Origin of the sequence: Flavobacterium undicola (assembly GCF_009909155.2) — a bacterium.
Taxonomy (GTDB): domain Bacteria; phylum Bacteroidota; class Bacteroidia; order Flavobacteriales; family Flavobacteriaceae; genus Flavobacterium; species Flavobacterium undicola.
Map to the genome: position 1 here is coordinate 123,094 of NZ_JAAAPM020000002.1, position 16,988 is coordinate 140,081.

Genomic DNA, 16,988 nt, shown 5'->3' on the forward strand with positions numbered 1-16,988 from the left:
TGTTTTTTAATTGAACGTTGTTCATTTTTTAGGCCAAAAAAATTTTAAAGTTTCTTTATTATTTTTAAATATTCGTTGTATCCGTCAAACAGAATTGTATCTGGATTAGAAAATTTCACACCTTTTGTTCTTTGTCTGATTTCAAGACAGCACATTCCGTGCACTAAGCTCCAAATCATAAATGAAAGTGGTTCTGACAAATGTCCTTCAAAATGACCTTTATTCATACAATCTTCCACAGTAGTCTTTAAAGCTCCAAAGGTATTAGCGCCTTCATTCCATCCTTCTTTTTCAGAGTTTTCAATAAATTCCATTGGCGCTTTAACATTAAACATTAAATCATACATCTCTGAATTTTCCATAGCAAATTTTATATAGGTAAGTCCCATTTTTATTAAGCGTTCCATTGGATTTTTGATCGCGAATAATTCTGTAAAATATCCTCCTAACTCCTGAAAACCAATAGAGTGCAAATCATGCAGAATGGCATTTTTATCCTTAAAGTAAACATATACGGTTCCCACGCTATAGTCAATTTCATCAGCAATATTTCTAATTGTTGTTTGCTCAATTCCTCTTTCTAAAAAGAGCTTTTTTGCTCCTTTTAAAATGAGTGATTTTAAGGCTTCTTTTTCGCGTGCTTTTCTTTCTGCTGTACTCATAAAAATAATATTCTTTTGCAAATGTATGTATATTTTTTGAACAACGTTCATTTTTTTTAATTTATTTAAAAAAAATATTTTTGATGTCAATAAAATTAAAACACAGCAACTATAAAAATTGCCGTGTTCTTGAAAATATTGCCTTATGCTATTTTTGGATTTTTAGGAAATAAGGAGCGATTGAAATCAACTATATCTTCATGAGATGGAGGTGAAGTTCGTTCCATTAATTTTGTAATGGCCAAGTCTCTTAGATAAGCTGCATCTTCTTTTATGCCAGTTGTGAGAGCTTGTTTAAGTTCTGTTACATTCAATTCTGTACAATAAGCAGGTGTGCCAGGTTGATGTCTCCATGAATCTGACAGCATTCCTGCGTCAACAGCATCAAAACCCGCATCATTAATTAAATCTGAAACCACTTTTTTAGAAGCCTCATCATTACCAGAAACAGCCATTGCAATTCGGTCTTCATGCCCTTTGTCTTTTCCGGCATGAGCAAGCGTATGAGCCAAAAGGTTATTGAATGCCTTGATGACCGGTCTTCCTAATTGCTCTGAAATCCATACACTTTCTACTTTTCCATTCTTCAGATCTCCAATTTCACCATCACGGAAAGGATAATAATTACTGGTATCAACAATAATGACATTCTTAGGTAAATAATTAAACAAACCTTTAGCCAGCTCTGTGATTGCTGTGGTAGGAACGGATATAATAATTACGGCTGCATCTTTTACCAATTCATCAATAGTTGATGGGATTGCTCCCAGTTCGTTAGCTTTCTCTGCTAATTTTTGTGGCTCGTCTGTATTGTTAACTTTTACTTCGTGACCTGCGTTTACAAGTTTTTTTGCAATGGTACTTCCTATAGCTCCTGTGCCGATAATTCCAATTTTCATATAATAGATATAAATGATTAATAGTATTTTCTGATTTAGCAGAATTCTTTGCAAAATTAAAAAATATTACTTTCCTTTGTATAGTGCTTTCCCAAAGGAAAGTGAAATATTGGATTTATAATACTATGGCACAGAAGAAAATACATTGTGATTGCCTTGATACAATAAAACCCGTTAGAGATGCTTTGGACGTAATAAGTGGAAAATGGAAACTGCCTATTATAATTTCAGTGGGAGTGGGCAATGATCGTTTTACAGATATACAAGAAAGTATTCCAGGTATTACACCAAAGGTACTGGCAAAAGAACTAAAAGACTTAGAGCAGCATAAATTGATTAAGCGTGTAGTAATAGAAGATTATCCTGTGAAGATTTCTTACAGGATAGAAGAATATGCTGATACTCTAACACCTATTATTTATTCGCTTAAAGACTGGGGAATAAACCATCGAAAGAAAATTTTTAAGAATGGTTAGAGTTCTAAGTAGAATTAAAATTATACCTCGAACTGACGAAAAATCATCATCAAAAACAAATTACACCCAACGGGTTAAAAGGAGAAAATGATTAGAAGATGAAAAGCTTCAGCAGGAAATAAATGTATCTCTTTTAACAGTTATTAATAAATAAGCAAGGCGAGTTGTTAATTATTTGTAATTCAATTCATTACGTTATTTACTGGCTGGCTATCTACAAATTGCTCAAAACTTACAATTTTGCTGTCTTTCAATTTCCAAATGTGAGCCACTCTGGCCGTGAATGATTTGCCTGTGATTTTATAAGTTCCAGTATATGTTCCGTAAGCCACGACTTTGCTATCATTGGCAACATAATCTTCTGGGGTAAATTTATAATCATTCCATTCGCTTCCCAATCGGCTAAAAACATTTTTAGTTATGTCTTTTAATCCAATATAAGTCCCTGCGTATGGAAAACCTTTGGCTTCAGTCCAGGAAATATTTTCAGCCGAATATTGTGCTAGATTTTTACCGTTTTCTTCCGAAGTTTTTCCTTCGTAAGTGCTTTTTATAATATCCAGATTTGTCATTGCCTTTTTATTTAAAGAACAGCCTGACAACACAAAAAGTATCGCCAGGCTGTAGAGGATTGATTTTACCATTTCATTTCTCCGGTATTTACTTTTGCACCTATCATCAAGGCAGTTTCAAAGGTAAGTGCTGGATATTTTGTTTTCAAAGCAGTAATTAAAGCTTCCGATGTTTTATTGGTTTTCAAAGCTTCTTCGTAGAATTGAATGTAGCTTTTTGTATGATTTATAGCAGCTATATCGAATGGCGAATTTGTATTGGCGTGAGCAGGAATTACAATTTCAGGTTTCAAAGCCGTAATTTTGTCTAAAACGGATATCCAGCTTTTGCGGGCATTTGCAGTTTGTGCATCTGCCATCCAAAGATGAAAAGTGGTTCCAAAAATATTGATTCCGCCTACAACCGCTTTGATAGAAGGAATCCAAACAAAAGTTTTATTCGGGAATTCTTCCAAACCAATGATTTCTAATTTCTGACCTTCCAATTTAATACTATTTCTTTTTAAAACCTGAGGTAAAATCACGTTTGATGTAATTGCAGAACCTAATCTTTCTCCCCAAACTTCTAATTTCTTTTGAGCAGTAGCCTTAATATGCTCTACTGTTGCAGGAGAAGCATAAGCGGTAACTTCAGGGAAATATTTTTTGAATACTTCCAGTCCAAAGTAAAAATCAGGATCACCGTGAGAAACAAAAATAGCACTTAGTTTTTTACCACTTGCTTTAATTTCCTGTGCCACTTTTTCGGCATCCGCCAAAGTAAATTGTGCGTCAATCAAAACCGCATCTGTTTTTCCGGATACAATTACAGATGCTACACCAAAACTGTTTTCTGATGCGTTATAAACCTGAAGTTTCAAATCTTTGGTTTCAATTGTTTTGAAACTTTGTGCTTGTGTTTCCATATTAAATAAAATTAAGGTTGTTAAAAATACTGTTGAGATACTGTTCTTCATTTTTTGTATTGATTAAATTAACACTACAAAGATGAAACGATATGCTATCTCAAAACATTAAACTAGTTTAAAAAATCAAAAGGAAATTCTTATTTTTTGGAGGCAATTTTCTTTCGAATATTACTCAGAAATACATTGGTAATTCCCAAATAGGCAGCTACCTGAATGTTAGAAAGGCGCTGAATAAGTTGTGGATATTTTTCTGCAAATTCGATGTAACGAGACTCGGCTGTTTTACTCAAATTATCAATCATTCTGCGTTGAAGAGCCACATGCGTTTTTTGAGTCATTACGCGAAATAGCTTTTCTATTTTAGGTAAATTGGCATAAGCAAATTCCTTATCTTTTTTAGAAATTAAAAGTACTTCACTATCTTCAATGGCTTCTATAAAAAGTTGCGATGGTGTTTCAGTAGTAAAGCTATCAATATCAGTAATCCACCAATTTTCAATAGCAAAATAGAGTACTTGTTCAAAACCATTTTTGTCAATATGATACACCCGAAAAAGCCCTTTGACAACAAAACCTTCAAATTTGCAAACTTCACCTTCCCGCAGTAAAAAACTTTTTTTGGGGATTGATTTTAGTTCAAACAAATTACAGAATTCTTCCATTTCAGTTTCTGAAAGAGAAGTATGTGCTGCAATATTTTGTTTAAGAAGTGCTGTCATTCCTGATGCTTTATTTTTATAATAATTCAAATATAGGAAAGATTACCCAAAGTGTTAATCCTTTAACGACGAGCGTATAGCCTTTTTAAAATAGGGCGAGTCATTCCAACTTATCTTCTTATAGTTGACAGTCTGTTTTAATTTTTGAGGTAAACAATCCCAAATGACTTCCCTTATTTTTTCAAGCAATACGTTTTTGGCAAATGTGTCTGAAACCACTAAACTGATTTCTCTTACTGGCTTTGGGTCTTCGAATGATTTATAGACGTTATTCGGTTCTTCATTAATTATAGATAGCTCTGGAAGAATTGCAAAACCCAAATCGGCTCGCACTAAATTTTTTAAAGTTTCAATCGAGTTGATGTTGTAGAAGAATTTTTCCTGTGCTTTTTTCTCGCTTTTTAAGTTACAAATATCCAACAATTGTGCATTAAAGCAGTATTCATCCTGAAGCAATAATAAATCGGCTTTATTACTTTCCGAAAGTTTGAAAAGAATGTCAGTATCTGAACCATATGATTTATTGATAAAAGCAACAAATGGTTCATAAAAAACAGGAAATTCTAACAATGAAGAATTCCCGGTCGGAGTTGCCATTATGGCAATATCAATAGCTCCTTCTTCCAAATCTTTCATTAAACCTACAGTAGTTTCTTCTTTAATAGTAAAGATTATTTTGGGCAACTTAGCTCTTAAATCCTTAATTAACATAGGGATTAAGTAAGGTGAAAGTGTTGAAATGATACCCAATTTTATTTCCCCTTCCAATATGTTTTTTTCATCAATTACAAAATCTCTAATTGAATCTACTTCTTTCAGTACTTTTTTAGCTTTTGCAATGATGGAAGCTCCTAATAAAGTTGGTTTTAGAGGAACAGTTGATCGGTCAAATATTTTTATTCCAATCTCTTCTTCCAAACTTTTTAGCTGTAATGTTAATCCTGGTTGTGATACAAAACAGGCTTCTGCTGCTCTTGCAAAGTGCCTTTCTTTATCTAATGCGATGATATATTTTAATTGCTGTAATGTCATTATTATATTTTTTATTTATAATATATAAAAATTATTAATTTGATTTATAACTACAAACATAACACCTTTGTACCGTTAAATAACTCAAAATAATTGAAAAATGAAATTAAAATTAAATTTGGCAACTCAAACAAAAATTTTGTTTACTGCTTTAGCATTATTTGCACTATCTATTTCGGCAATTGCTCAACAAAAAGCTTCATCAGCACGTGAAGAGTTCATTGAAGTAGAAAAGAATGTTCGTCTTCACGTTACAGATTGGGGAACAGGTAAAACGGTTGTATTAATTCACGGCTGGCCTTTAAGCGATGCAATGTATGAATACCAATATCAGGAATTAGTGGAAAAAGGATATCGAGTATTGGGTATTACACTTCGAGGTTTTGGTAAATCAGACAAACCTTATGGTAAATATGATTATGATGTATTTGGCAATGATATAAAAGTGGTACTGGATAAATTGAATATTCAAAATGCAACTTTAGGAGGTTTCTCGATGGGGGGTGCCATAGTGATACATTATGTTGCTAAATATAACAGCGCCCACGTAAGCAAACTGGCATTGTTTGGAGCAGCAGCACCGTTGTGGACTAAACGAAATGACTATTCTTATGGATTCTCTAAAGAAGACGTGAACGGTTTAATTGACTTGAGCAAAACAAATAGACCTCAACTTTTAGAAAACTTTGGGAAAATATTTGCTGCCAATGAAACAGCATTATCAAAAGGAATTGGTAATTGGTTAGGAGGAATAAATTTAGAAGCTTCACCTTATGCCACTACACAATGTTTGATAGCATTAAGAGATACCGATTTGCGTGCTGAATTATCCAAAATAAACATTCCAACTGCCATTTTTCACGGAACAAAAGATATAATATGTGAATTTGCTCTTGCGGAACAAATGCAAAAAGGAATTAAAAATTCGTATATCGTAAAATTTGAAAATAGCGGACACGGATTGTTTATTGAAGAGCTTGGAAAATTCAACTCAGAGCTAATCAAATTTTTAGAAAAATAATATTCAATAATCATTAAAATTAAAAAAAAATGAAATTTACAAGACAAGCAAATGCCAATTGGCAAGGAACAGGAATGGAAGGAAGAGGGACAATATCTACCCAAAGTACCACTTTAGACAAAGCACAATTATCCTTTAAAACCCGTTTTGAAGAAGGTGTGGGAACCAATCCAGAGGAACTTATTGCTGCGGCACATTCAGGATGTTTTAGTATGAAATTAAGTTTTGTGCTAACCGATATGGGTTTTGTACCTACAAGCATTGATACCATTGCGAAGGTGACTTTTGAAGATGGAAAAATAACGGGAATCCATTTAGATCTAAAGGCAAAAATTGACGGAATAAGTGAAGAACAGTTTCAAGAAGCGGCCATAAATGCAAAAGAAAACTGTCCGATTTCACAATTATTAAATGCAGAAATTACTTTGGCGGCAGAGCTTCTTTAAAACAAAGTCTTTATTAATTTAATAGCCACAAAGGTATCTTTTGTGGCTATTTTTATCCTTATAAAATGGAGCAAGGCTTTCAAACTTAACCTTCACGCAACAAAAAACTTTTTTTCTTAATCGTTTTATGTTGAAACAAATTGCAGAATTCCTCCATTTCAGTAGCTGAAAGTGAAATAGGTGCTGCAATATTTTGTTTAAGGAGTTCAGTCACTTTAAGTTGTATAAAATAATTCTAAAATTACTTAATTAGAGTTATTTGACAATACTTTAAAAATGTTATGTTTAGCATGAATAATAAAGAAAATCCTGTACCCCATAATGAGTTAGAACGTCTAGCAGCATTAAAACGCTATAATATCCTTGACACGCTACCGGAGTATGCTTTTGATGATGGGACAAAATTCAAATAAAAAAACATTTCAAATTAGCCTTGAGAAGTTTTTTGCTATATACTCATCAAGTAACCGATAAGATTTTCTTTTGTATCCAGCCCCATTTTTTTTCTTAAACGGTGACGGGCAACTTCTACACCTCCACTCGAAATATTCATGATTTCTATAATTTCTTTTGTTGACATATTCATTAGTAAATAGGTAGCCAAATCTAATTCTCGAGGTGAAATTGTCGGGTGTTTTTCTTTTAATCTTTTCAAAAAATCAAAATGGACATTCTTGATGTGTTTTTCTAAATCCTGCCAGCTTTTGTCTGCATTAACCTCTTTTACAATGCTTTTGTTTAATTTAGTAAATTGAGATTTAGTTGATTCATCAAATGATTCGGCATTAATATCTTTTAATTTATGGATGATTCCGTTTAGGATTTTGTTTTTCTTTACTACTTGCAATGAATTATTAACGAGCTCCTTGTCTTTTGCTAAAATCTTAGTTTTAAGCTTGTCCTTTTTTAGTTTTTCAATTTCTTTTTCCAGCTCGTATTGTTCCTGTCTGATTTTTGATTCTTTTTCCAGATAAAGTTTTCTTTGCTCAATGGTTTCGTAATATTTATTTCTTCTTATTTTCATTTTTGTTCTTTGTCTCATATAAAATATTGACACAACAGTAAGTAAAATGTAAACTAAATAAGCTAAAAAATGCCTATACCATGGTGGTGAAACTGTAAATAAAACAAATGCTTCTTTTGACTGAATTCCATAGCTGTTTCTCACTTTTAATTTCATTTCATAATTACCTTCTCTTAAATAAGTATATTCTTTAAATGAAATTGTTGACCAATTACTCCATTTATCATCAAAACCTTCCAATTTATAAGAGAATTCAACATTTTCAAGATTTTCATAAGTTGGGGATGAAAAGGTAAATTTTACATGATTTGAAGCATAAGGAATTAAATATTTGTCGGATACTTTTTTCTCGTTTCCAAAGATTAGTGTATCACTGGGAAAGGTAAAACTTCGAATAAAAACAGTGGGTTTAGTTACGGTGTTGTTTAATAATTGGGAATCATAATGTGCTAATCCGTCGATAAGTCCTATAAATATGTTTTGTGGATTGATGGTATTTACAGAAAGATAATCAGTAACTAAATTTCCCGTCAAATTTGAAAATGGAGCGACAATATTTGTATAGCTACCCTTGCTGTTTTTCAATAATTCGCCTAATGATTCATTATATACATACCAGAGGTTTCCATTGGTATCCTCAGTTAATGTTTTAATTTTGGGAATGTTTTTAAAGATCAAACTCATTTTTTTATCTTTATAAAACAAGTCTTGTCTTTTTGAATATTTGTAAAAATGATTGTTTGTTTGAAAGTAAATATTGTTTTCAATTTTCTGAATGCTTCCAAATCCTTTATCATTAGCAGACAAATGATGAATGGTTTTTATCGATTTAAATTTTTTCAAATCAGAAGACAGTTCCATTTGATATAATAATCCATCATTTTTTAGCCATAAATAGTTATTGTCCATTTCGAAAGATATAGAAGATTTATAAAGGCCTCCAATTTGATTTCTGAATTCTAAACCATTAGCTGTCTTTTCGAATATCGCAAACCCATTGCTATTATTTGATCCTATAACAAATTTTGGCTGACTAGGGATGGTTTGAAATCGAAAATAACCATTTTTATCTAGTACTTTTATCGTCTTCCCTCCTTCAATTACTAAAGCACCATTGTTGTGTGCGCATAATAATTGGTTTTCAATTACTTTAATATTCCAGGCTTGACCAGTTGTCCCTGCTACAAGAGTAAAACTACTTTCTTTGAAGTTTTTGTTCCAAGGGTGATAAAAAACACCTTGGTTTGTGGCCACATACAGATTTTCTTTATAAATGACTGATGCATAAACAGTGCCTAGATTATAGCTCAAACCAAAATAGCTAAAGGGAGAGTTTTCGTTTATAAATGCAATTCCACTATCTAAACCAAGCCAAAGATTATTCTTGTTGTCAATAAAAGAGGTTAGGACAGTATTATTCTGGAGTCCTTTGGCGCGATCAATATGTTGAATAATTTTTCCGTATAAATCACAAATAATTATTCCGTCTAAAACTGAATTGAGAACAATGAATTTATCTTTTATAGTTACGCCTCCAAGTGAACCATTCTTTTTGATGAAAACATTTGCTTCAGTATCCCATGGTATCATTTTATCATTGTTGTAAACAAAAAGTCCCTTATTTAAAGTAGCAACGAGCAACTTGTTATCAGGCATGGGAAAGATACCCCAGATTTCTGTATTATTTAAAATGACAGTATTTTTCAGCTGGAATAGTTTTCCGTTTTTGTATTCTACTATCCCGGCTGTCTTATCTTGAAAATACAAGTGGTTATTTACTTGGAATGAAAATTGGAACTTAGTGGGGGCTTCCAATAATCTAATTTTGTTGTTTTTAAAGATATAAGCCCTGTCAAAAGATTGAAAAATAACTTCCCCTTTATGAATAAGTATCTTCCAAATGAAACCAGTTAATTTAACTTTAGTTGTATTTACCATTTTAGATAAAGAAAAATATTCCAGTTTTCCTTTAGAATTAGGCTTGAAATAGCCAAAATCATCGGAGCCTCCAACAAATATTTTACCAGAATCATCAATTTTTACTGATCTAATAAGCGGAGAATTTGGTAAGATATATTTTCGCCATGACACACCGTCAAATTGAAATAGACCGTTATTGTTGGCAAAGTAAATATTCCCGTTTTTATCCTGATCAATATTCCAGTTTTGAGGCCCTCCTTTATAATCGGTTCTTTTATAATTTCGGATGTCAGGGACTCCAATATTTTTGATTTGACCAAAAAGTGGGATTACAAATAACAGAAAAAAAAGTGTGTTTAATTTTAGTTGACTCATGATTTAATTATAAAAATTAATCGATTTGTTTGAAAAAACAGTTTCTTTTTGAGTTGTAGTCAGTCAATTTTCATCTTTTTGTTTTAGGAAAATTTTATTTCAAAAAATAAATCTATTGTTTTTTTACAAATGTAGTTTTTATTTTTAAAAAACATTCTAATTTGTAACATAAGTTAATTTTAAGTAATTGTAAATCAATTTATTGTAATTTTTTTGATAAGGTTTTGTTTTGGTTTAAAATCAATTTTGATAAGGTTTTGTTTGGAGCTCTAATTCTGAATACTAGATTAATATTTTTAATATCGCACCAGATTATCAAATTAATTAACTAAAAATTAACTAAAAACTAACCAAAATTTAAGAAAAATGAAATTTACAAAATTGTTTAATTTTTGTGTTTTATCTATTCTATTCTCAGTTTACGGACAGGCACAGGATGTCACTGTGAACGGGAAAGTCTATGATCAAAACGGATTGCCTATTCCAGGAGTATCCATTTTAATTAAAGGAACTTCCAAATCTATTACATCAGATTTTGATGGAAATTATCAAATAAAGGCCACTTCAAAAGGTATTTTAGTATTTAGCTTTATAGGTTATAATACAGCACAGGAACCAATTAACGGAAGAAATCGAATTAATGTTAAACTTTCTCCTTCAACAGAAGCTTTAAAAGATGTTGTAGTTGTAGGTTATGGAACTCAGAAAAAAGCCTCAGTTGTAGGTGCAATCAGTACTATAAAGCCTTCTTTGTTACAGGTAGGAACTTCTCGGACGTTAGGGAACAACCTGGGAGGTCAAATTGCCGGAGTAATTGCAGTACAGCGATCTGGAGAGCCGGGTTATGATCAATCGGATATAAAGATTCGTGGAATCTCTACTTTTGCGGGATCAACTAATCCACTAGTACTGGTAGACGGAATCGAAAGAAATTTAAACGACCTTGATCCTTCAGAAATTGAGTCTTTCTCTGTTTTAAAAGATGCGGCAGCCAGTGCTGTTTATGGAGTTAGAGGTGCAAATGGTGTTATCTTAATAAATACCAAAAGAGGTTTTGTTGGTGCCCCAAGAATACAAATAAGGACTGAAAAATCATTTCAACAACCTACTAAATTACCTAAATTTATTAGTGCTGTACCCTATATGAATTTATTAAATGAATTATCTGGAACAGAACTCTATTCACAAGATCGCATTTCAAAAACAGCTAGTAAATATGACCCGGATTTATATCCGGATGTAAATTGGTTGGATGCAATAACCAAAGATTATGCTTCTACGTCAAGAACTAATTTGAATGTTGCCGGAGGATCAGAAATTTTGAGATATGCATTAACCGCTTCCTATTATAGCGAAAGAGGTATGCTTGTGACAGATCCTAAACAAAGTTATGACTCTGAAACACGTTTGAACAGGACTAATATTCGTACCAATGTGGATATTAATTTATCCAAATCAACTTTGTTAAGAGTCAATATTGGAGGTTATTTACAACGACTTCAGAAAGGCGACTTTAGTACGGATTATTTATTTAATTCTGCTTTCGAAACAACTCCTTTTGCCCACTCAGCCATCTATTCGGATGGAACTATTCCTAGAGTTTTAAATAGAGAAAATCCATGGGCTATTGCAACTCAATCAGGGTATTTCAGACAAGGTGACAGTAAGATAGAAAGTTTAGTCGCTCTGGAACAGGACTTTAGTTCCATTACTCCTGGGTTAAAAGCAAAATTCACATATTCCTTTGATTCCTTTTCTACAAATAAGGTACGTCGCGGTAAATCACCTGATTTCTATGATGTGGCCCAAGGCAGAGACCTTGGAGGAAATTTAATTCACTCTATTCAATCGTATGGTCAAGAATTTCTTGGGTATGCTACAGAAGCAGGGTTTGGAGACAGACGTGTTTATCTTGAAGCAAACACAACATACAGTCGCATCTTTGGGAAACATGACTTAAATGGTCTGTTATTATACAATCAAAGTAGTTATGACAATGGAGGTATTCAGCCATTTAGACATCAAGGATTAGCGGGACGGGCTTCTTATAGTTTTGATCGAAAATATGTAGGTGAATTTAATTTTGGGTACAACGGCTCAGAAAATTTTGCAAAAGGACAACGTTTTGGTTTTTTCCCATCTGTAGCATTGGGTTGGATTGTATCCGAAGAAAAATTCATGGAACCCTATAAAGACCTATTTAATAAAATTAAACTTCGTGGTTCTTATGGTTTGGTAGGAAATGATAACATTGGCGGAAATAGAAGGTTTGCCTATTTAACAACAATTAACACTAATGGACAAGGTTATAGCTGGGGTACCGGAACAGGTACTGGCCTAGTGGGTATTCAGGAAGGAGAAGTTGGAGTAAATAATTTGACTTGGGAAAAAGTGGCAAAAACAGATTTAGGGATAGAATTAGGGATATTGAATATGATTGATTTGACGGTAGATTTATTCAAAGAAAACAGAAAGGACATCTTTATCCAACGTTCTACTGTTCCAACTCAAGCAGGATTTCTTTCTACACCTTATGCAAATTATGGAAAAATGAAGAACAAAGGAATTGAAATTGCACTGGGTATAAGCAAACAAATAACTCCTGATTTCTTTATGAACTGGCGTGCCAATTTTACGTATGTAGAAAATAAAGTAATTGAAAGAGATGAGCCAGAAACTGTAAAAGGAACCTACCGTTCTGCAACAGCTATTCCCAATAATACATTATGGGGTTATACAGCAACAGGATTATATTCTGTCAATGATTTTGATGGTGCTGGAGCATTAAAATCAGGCTTACCAATGCCGCAATTAGGATCAACAGTACGTCCAGGGGATATTAAATATGAGGATAAAAATGCTGACGGAATTGTAAACTCATTGGATCAAGGTTTTATAGGTGGTACGAGAGATCCTCAAATTATTTTTGGTTTTGGAAGTACTTCAAAATACAAACAATTCGATTTAAGCTTTTTTATGCAAGGAGTAGCTAAAACATACGAAATAATAGGGCAAGGAGGAGCTGACGCTGCACGTTTTATACCAGGAAGCGGGACAGGGACTTTAGGAAATATTTACGCGAACTATGAAGATCGTTGGACTCCGGAAAATCCAAGTCAAGATGTTTTTTGGCCAAGATTAAGTTATGGTACCAATTTCAATAATGCAGCTCCATCTACTTGGTGGAAAAAAGACATGAGTTTTGTTCGTTTGAAGTCAGTTGAATTAGGCTACTCATTGAAAAAAGCTACGGCTGAGAAGATTAATTTGCAAGGATTAAGATTTTATGCCAGTGGAAATAATTTGTTTTACCTCTCAAAATTTAAACTTTGGGATCCAGAATTGGATACAAAAACAGGTTTGAGATACCCATCTACAAAATCAATTCTTTTTGGTTTAGAAATAAGTTTATAATAAAAAAACTACGAAAATGAAAAATTTATATATTAGGTCAATATTCCTTTTTTTAGGATTAATGTTAACGTATTCCTGTTCCGATTATTTAGATAAGGAGGATGATACTGAACTTACTTTGGAAGGCGTTTTTCAGAGTAAAACCAAAACAGAACAATGGCTAGCCGGGTGCTACTCCATGATTCCTGATCCTACTTGGGGATTTACGCGTGAATTGGGATGGGAAGTTCTAGGAGATGATATGACCCCATCAGAGCGATGGCGTAATTATGGCTGGGGGATAATACCATTTGCTCTTGGTGATTGGTCAACAGATTCAAATTGGTCTCCTAGCTATTGGAATGTGCTTCCTCAAAAAATAAGAGAATGCAACATTCTTATGCAAAATATTAAGGCAATTCCTGAACAACAATTTTCAGAAGATGAAGTTCAGAATATGATTGCTGAGTGTCGTTTCTTAAGAGCATATTATTACTCATTATTAATAAATACTTATGGACCGGTTCCTTTTAAACCAAAAGAAATTGCCCCTGTAAATTATAACCTTTCAGATTTATTAGTGGGGCAAACGCCGTATGATGAAATAGTAAGCTGGATTGATACAGAATTGCAAGATGTAGCTAAAATTTTACCTGCATCCTATTCAGAAGGCAGAAAATATGGCCGTGCCACATCGATTATGTGTAAGGCTGTTAGGGCTAGAATGTTGCTTTTTGCGGCAAGTCCGCTTGTTAATGGTAATACAGAATATATTGGTCATGTTACCAAAGAAGGCAAGCCATTATTTAGTACTACCTATGATGCCAATAAATGGAAAATAGCATCAGATGCCAGTAAAGATTTAATTCAAAGCGCAACAGCTGCTGGTCATAAATTGTATGTAGAATATAATGCTACTGGAGGAATTGATCCCTTTTTGTCTTGTCAAAATTTATTCTTAAAAGAAGCCAGTAAAGGAAATACCGAAGTACTATTTGCTCGTCCAAATTCTAATTATGTAGAATATGACAGACATACAGCACCTCGTGGAAGTGGAGGAAATGGAGGATATGGTGTAACACAATCTCTGGTAGATGCGTTTTTCACAGCCAATGGGTTGCCTATAACCGACCCTGCTTCCGGATATGTAGAAACAGGTTTCTCAACAGCAGATGGATATTGGACAAATGGATCGACAAAATGGAAAGAAGTAAAAAATGAAGGACAAGTCACTTTGACTGGTACTTATAATATGTATTGCAATCGTGAACCAAGATTTTATCTGGCGGTTAATTTTAACGGGCAATGGTATAGTAAAGATTCTAGAAAGCTTGAATTTTTTAACGGTGCAAAAGATAATAACAATACACATGATGCTCCACAGAATGGTTATTTAGCAAGAAAAAGGACAGATCCTTCACGTGATCCTATTAATAACTATTTTACGCCACGTCCTGGAATTGTATATAGATTAGGAGAGGTATATCTAAACTATGCAGAAGCACTTAATGAATCAGATCCAGGTAATCCTGACATCTTAATTTACCTCAATAAAATCAGAGAGAGAGCTGGTGTAAGAAGCTACACAACAGGAGCCACTGACGCTCAAAACATACATATAGATAATAACCAGGTAAAAGTAAGAGATCTAATTAGAGCGGAACGAAGAGTTGAACTTTGTACAGAGGGCATTCGTTATGATGATTTAAGAAGATGGAAACTGGCAGAAACTATCTTAAATAGACCTTTTTATGGAATGAACTTTTTTGGTCAAAATGCGACTGATTTTTATAAAAGAACAGCCTATCAAACGAGAGTGTATAGAAAATCTTTTTATTGGTTTCCGATAAACTTGACTGAAATCGAAAAGAATCCAAACTTAGTACAAAATCCTTTCTGGTAGTATATAACCAAAAACAAAATGAAAATGAAAAATATAAAAAATATCATCTTATTCATAATAATGAGTATAGTTTTAGTTGCTTGTGAGGACAAAGGACTTGAGAATTTGGATTGGCTTCAAAAACCAAATTTTGTAAAGCCAATGACTTTAACTCCTTCTAGTGAAAATGTTGAAATGAGTAGTGGTAATGATAATGCAACTGCAATAATCTTTACTTGGACAAAAGGAAATGATCGAGGTGCAGGAACTACTTTGACATACTTCTTTCTTATGGATATTGTAGGAAACAATTTCGGGGCTAACACTGTATTTAAGGAAGAAATTCCAGTAGGTATTTTTACAAAATCTTATACGGTAGGAGAATTAAATGCTTTATTAATTGAAAAATGGGGTTATCCGGGAGGTACTAAGGCGAAACTCGAAGTTAAAATAATAGCACGAGTAGATAACAGTCTTCAATTCCAAAAGCCAGAATTAGCATTTACTTCTTTTTCTGCTAAAACTTTTAGTCCGGGACCATTACCGTTATTTTTGGTTGGCGATGCTATAAGTGGGGGGTGGAACTACAGTACTGGCATGAATATTACCGAAATAATCGAAAGATCACAATACGCTTATACAGGAAATTTTTCAGTAGGAGCATTTAAAATCATCGAAAAGTCAGGTAACGAATTACCATCTTACGATCCTAATGGCGCAAATACTCTCGTTTATAACCAAACTGAACCGAGAACAGCCAGTAATGTTTTTAACGTAGTCACAGCAGGTCGCTATTCCTTGTATATGAACCGAACTAAATTGACTTATATTTTTGCCTATACACCTTATGAAAATGTATATATGCTTGGAAGTGCAACAGCAGTAGGCTGGAATATTGATACTCCAATAAAAATGATATGGAGTCAAACGAATCCTGAAGAGTTCACTTATACAGGGCCACTTACGCCTGGTGAGATGAAACTTCCTTTAGATCTGGGCAACTGGGGTGGTAGATTTATAATGCCTTTGGTAGGAGGTACAGAAATCAATGGTGATGGAACAGATGTTACAACATTCAAACTTTCACCAACTGGTTGGCCAGATGATAAATGGGTAATTAAAACAGCTGGAAATTATAAAATTACCCTTAATCAATCGAAAATGACTATTGTATTTAAAAAATTGTAATATAATAGACCAAATTACAAGTAAAATAGATTTTCGAGGGAACTAAAATTACCTATTCATGAAGTCAAAACTTTTCAATTTAAGTATTGGAAAGTTTTGACTTCTTTTTTGCGAAAAAATGTGGGTATGATTATATAACAATCATTACTGTTTCATTAATTCGTCTAATTTTTCTTTTTAAATACCGCAAATACATTGTAATTTAATCCTATAACAAATTTTACCGACTGGGATTGTTTGAAATCCAGAATAACTATTTTTATCCAGTACTTTTACTGTTACTTCCTTCAATTGACTTAAGCTCAGATTATTGTGTGCGTACAATAGCTGTTTTTTAATTATTTGAATACTTCAGGTGGGCTTTTTTAATTTCGTCAGGGACTCTAATGTTTTTGATTTGAGCAAAAAGGGCATTACAAATAATAGAAAAAAAGGGTGTTTAATTTTAAATATTAATTGATTTGTTTGAAA

Annotated in this window: 14 protein-coding genes; 7 read left to right on the forward strand and 7 right to left on the reverse strand. The window is 33.0% G+C overall.

Going from position 1 to position 16,988, the window contains the following annotated elements; genetic code table 11:
- Nucleotides 1-44: 44 nt before the first annotated feature.
- Together GTZ96_RS01840 and GTZ96_RS01845 are read right to left on the reverse strand one after the other, a co-directional pair.
- Entirely contained in the window at nucleotides 45-662 is a 618-nt protein-coding gene (locus GTZ96_RS01840) for a TetR/AcrR family transcriptional regulator (RefSeq protein ID WP_161640882.1), read from the reverse strand.
- A 143-nt stretch (nucleotides 663-805) separates the two neighbouring features.
- Nucleotides 806-1,561, reverse strand: a complete 756-nt coding sequence (locus GTZ96_RS01845) for an NADPH-dependent F420 reductase (protein WP_161640883.1) — start codon at nucleotides 1,559-1,561, stop codon at nucleotides 806-808.
- Between the two features lie 125 nt (nucleotides 1,562-1,686).
- Between GTZ96_RS01845 and GTZ96_RS01850 the strand changes: the two genes are divergently transcribed.
- Complete coding sequence (locus GTZ96_RS01850) at nucleotides 1,687-2,037, forward strand: winged helix-turn-helix transcriptional regulator (RefSeq protein WP_161640884.1); 351 nt, start codon at nucleotides 1,687-1,689, stop codon at nucleotides 2,035-2,037.
- Nucleotides 2,038-2,219: 182 nt separating this feature from the next.
- Here the strand turns inward: GTZ96_RS01850 and GTZ96_RS01855 are convergent, their stop codons facing one another.
- The 4 genes from GTZ96_RS01855 to GTZ96_RS01870 all read right to left on the reverse strand — a co-directional run bounded on the left by GTZ96_RS01855 (nucleotide 2,220) and on the right by GTZ96_RS01870 (nucleotide 5,268).
- Complete coding sequence (locus tag GTZ96_RS01855) at nucleotides 2,220-2,681, reverse strand: nuclear transport factor 2 family protein (RefSeq protein ID WP_235972825.1); 462 nt, start codon at nucleotides 2,679-2,681, stop codon at nucleotides 2,220-2,222.
- Nucleotides 2,675-3,565, reverse strand: coding sequence for an MBL fold metallo-hydrolase (locus GTZ96_RS01860; protein WP_161640885.1), 891 nt, complete (start codon nucleotides 3,563-3,565; stop codon nucleotides 2,675-2,677). Before GTZ96_RS01860 ends, GTZ96_RS01855 begins: the two co-directional genes overlap by 7 nt.
- An 89-nt stretch (nucleotides 3,566-3,654) precedes the next feature.
- Entirely contained in the window at nucleotides 3,655-4,236 is a 582-nt protein-coding gene (locus GTZ96_RS01865) for a Crp/Fnr family transcriptional regulator (RefSeq protein ID WP_161640886.1), read from the reverse strand.
- A gap of 54 nt (nucleotides 4,237-4,290) precedes the next feature.
- Nucleotides 4,291-5,268: a hydrogen peroxide-inducible genes activator gene (locus GTZ96_RS01870; RefSeq protein ID WP_161640887.1), complete on the reverse strand. Its 978-nt coding sequence runs from the start codon at nucleotides 5,266-5,268 to the stop codon at nucleotides 4,291-4,293.
- Nucleotides 5,269-5,368: 100 nt separating this feature from the next.
- Here GTZ96_RS01870 and GTZ96_RS01875 point away from each other — a divergent pair, with 100 nt between their 5' ends.
- The 3 genes from GTZ96_RS01875 to GTZ96_RS18390 all read left to right on the forward strand — a co-directional run bounded on the left by GTZ96_RS01875 (nucleotide 5,369) and on the right by GTZ96_RS18390 (nucleotide 7,148).
- Nucleotides 5,369-6,289, forward strand: coding sequence for an alpha/beta fold hydrolase (locus tag GTZ96_RS01875; RefSeq protein WP_161640888.1), 921 nt, complete (start codon nucleotides 5,369-5,371; stop codon nucleotides 6,287-6,289).
- 29 nt (nucleotides 6,290-6,318) lie between these two features.
- Entirely contained in the window at nucleotides 6,319-6,735 is a 417-nt protein-coding gene (locus GTZ96_RS01880; RefSeq protein ID WP_161640889.1) for an OsmC family protein, read from the forward strand.
- 290 nt (nucleotides 6,736-7,025) lie between these two features.
- A complete protein-coding gene (locus GTZ96_RS18390) occupies nucleotides 7,026-7,148 on the forward strand; it encodes a hypothetical protein (RefSeq protein WP_262890568.1) in 123 nt (40 codons plus the stop codon).
- Between the two features lie 35 nt (nucleotides 7,149-7,183).
- Here GTZ96_RS18390 and GTZ96_RS01885 read toward each other — a convergent pair whose 3' ends face one another.
- Nucleotides 7,184-10,054, reverse strand: a complete 2,871-nt coding sequence (locus tag GTZ96_RS01885; RefSeq protein WP_161640890.1) for a helix-turn-helix and ligand-binding sensor domain-containing protein — start codon at nucleotides 10,052-10,054, stop codon at nucleotides 7,184-7,186.
- Nucleotides 10,055-10,420: 366 nt separating this feature from the next.
- On the opposite strand from GTZ96_RS01885, the gene GTZ96_RS01890 reads away from it, so the two are divergent.
- The 3 genes from GTZ96_RS01890 to GTZ96_RS01900 are packed head-to-tail and all read left to right on the forward strand — an operon-like array spanning nucleotide 10,421 to nucleotide 16,517.
- Nucleotides 10,421-13,468: a SusC/RagA family TonB-linked outer membrane protein gene (locus GTZ96_RS01890; RefSeq protein ID WP_161640891.1), complete on the forward strand. Its 3,048-nt coding sequence runs from the start codon at nucleotides 10,421-10,423 to the stop codon at nucleotides 13,466-13,468.
- Between the two features lie 16 nt (nucleotides 13,469-13,484).
- Complete coding sequence (locus tag GTZ96_RS01895) at nucleotides 13,485-15,350, forward strand: RagB/SusD family nutrient uptake outer membrane protein (protein ID WP_161640892.1); 1,866 nt, start codon at nucleotides 13,485-13,487, stop codon at nucleotides 15,348-15,350.
- Between the two features lie 24 nt (nucleotides 15,351-15,374).
- Nucleotides 15,375-16,517 carry a SusF/SusE family outer membrane protein gene (locus GTZ96_RS01900; RefSeq protein ID WP_161640893.1) on the forward strand — a complete coding sequence of 381 codons (1,143 nt, stop codon included), beginning with the start codon at nucleotides 15,375-15,377 and terminating at the stop codon, nucleotides 16,515-16,517.
- Nucleotides 16,518-16,988 lie beyond the last annotated feature (471 nt).

Coding starts and splice junctions, on each gene's coding strand:
- GTZ96_RS01840 (WP_161640882.1), bottom strand. CDS start 662: ATGAGTACAGCAGAAAGAAAAGCACGCGAAAAAGAAGCCTTAAAATCA.
- GTZ96_RS01845 (WP_161640883.1), bottom strand. CDS start 1,561: ATGAAAATTGGAATTATCGGCACAGGAGCTATAGGAAGTACCATTGCA.
- GTZ96_RS01850 (WP_161640884.1), top strand. CDS start 1,687: ATGGCACAGAAGAAAATACATTGTGATTGCCTTGATACAATAAAACCC.
- GTZ96_RS01855 (WP_235972825.1), bottom strand. CDS start 2,681: ATGGTAAAATCAATCCTCTACAGCCTGGCGATACTTTTTGTGTTGTCA.
- GTZ96_RS01860 (WP_161640885.1), bottom strand. CDS start 3,565: ATGAAGAACAGTATCTCAACAGTATTTTTAACAACCTTAATTTTATTT.
- GTZ96_RS01865 (WP_161640886.1), bottom strand. CDS start 4,236: ATGACAGCACTTCTTAAACAAAATATTGCAGCACATACTTCTCTTTCA.
- GTZ96_RS01870 (WP_161640887.1), bottom strand. CDS start 5,268: ATGACATTACAGCAATTAAAATATATCATCGCATTAGATAAAGAAAGG.
- GTZ96_RS01875 (WP_161640888.1), top strand. CDS start 5,369: ATGAAATTAAAATTAAATTTGGCAACTCAAACAAAAATTTTGTTTACT.
- GTZ96_RS01880 (WP_161640889.1), top strand. CDS start 6,319: ATGAAATTTACAAGACAAGCAAATGCCAATTGGCAAGGAACAGGAATG.
- GTZ96_RS18390 (WP_262890568.1), top strand. CDS start 7,026: ATGAATAATAAAGAAAATCCTGTACCCCATAATGAGTTAGAACGTCTA.
- GTZ96_RS01885 (WP_161640890.1), bottom strand. CDS start 10,054: ATGAGTCAACTAAAATTAAACACACTTTTTTTTCTGTTATTTGTAATC.
- GTZ96_RS01890 (WP_161640891.1), top strand. CDS start 10,421: ATGAAATTTACAAAATTGTTTAATTTTTGTGTTTTATCTATTCTATTC.
- GTZ96_RS01895 (WP_161640892.1), top strand. CDS start 13,485: ATGAAAAATTTATATATTAGGTCAATATTCCTTTTTTTAGGATTAATG.
- GTZ96_RS01900 (WP_161640893.1), top strand. CDS start 15,375: ATGAAAAATATAAAAAATATCATCTTATTCATAATAATGAGTATAGTT.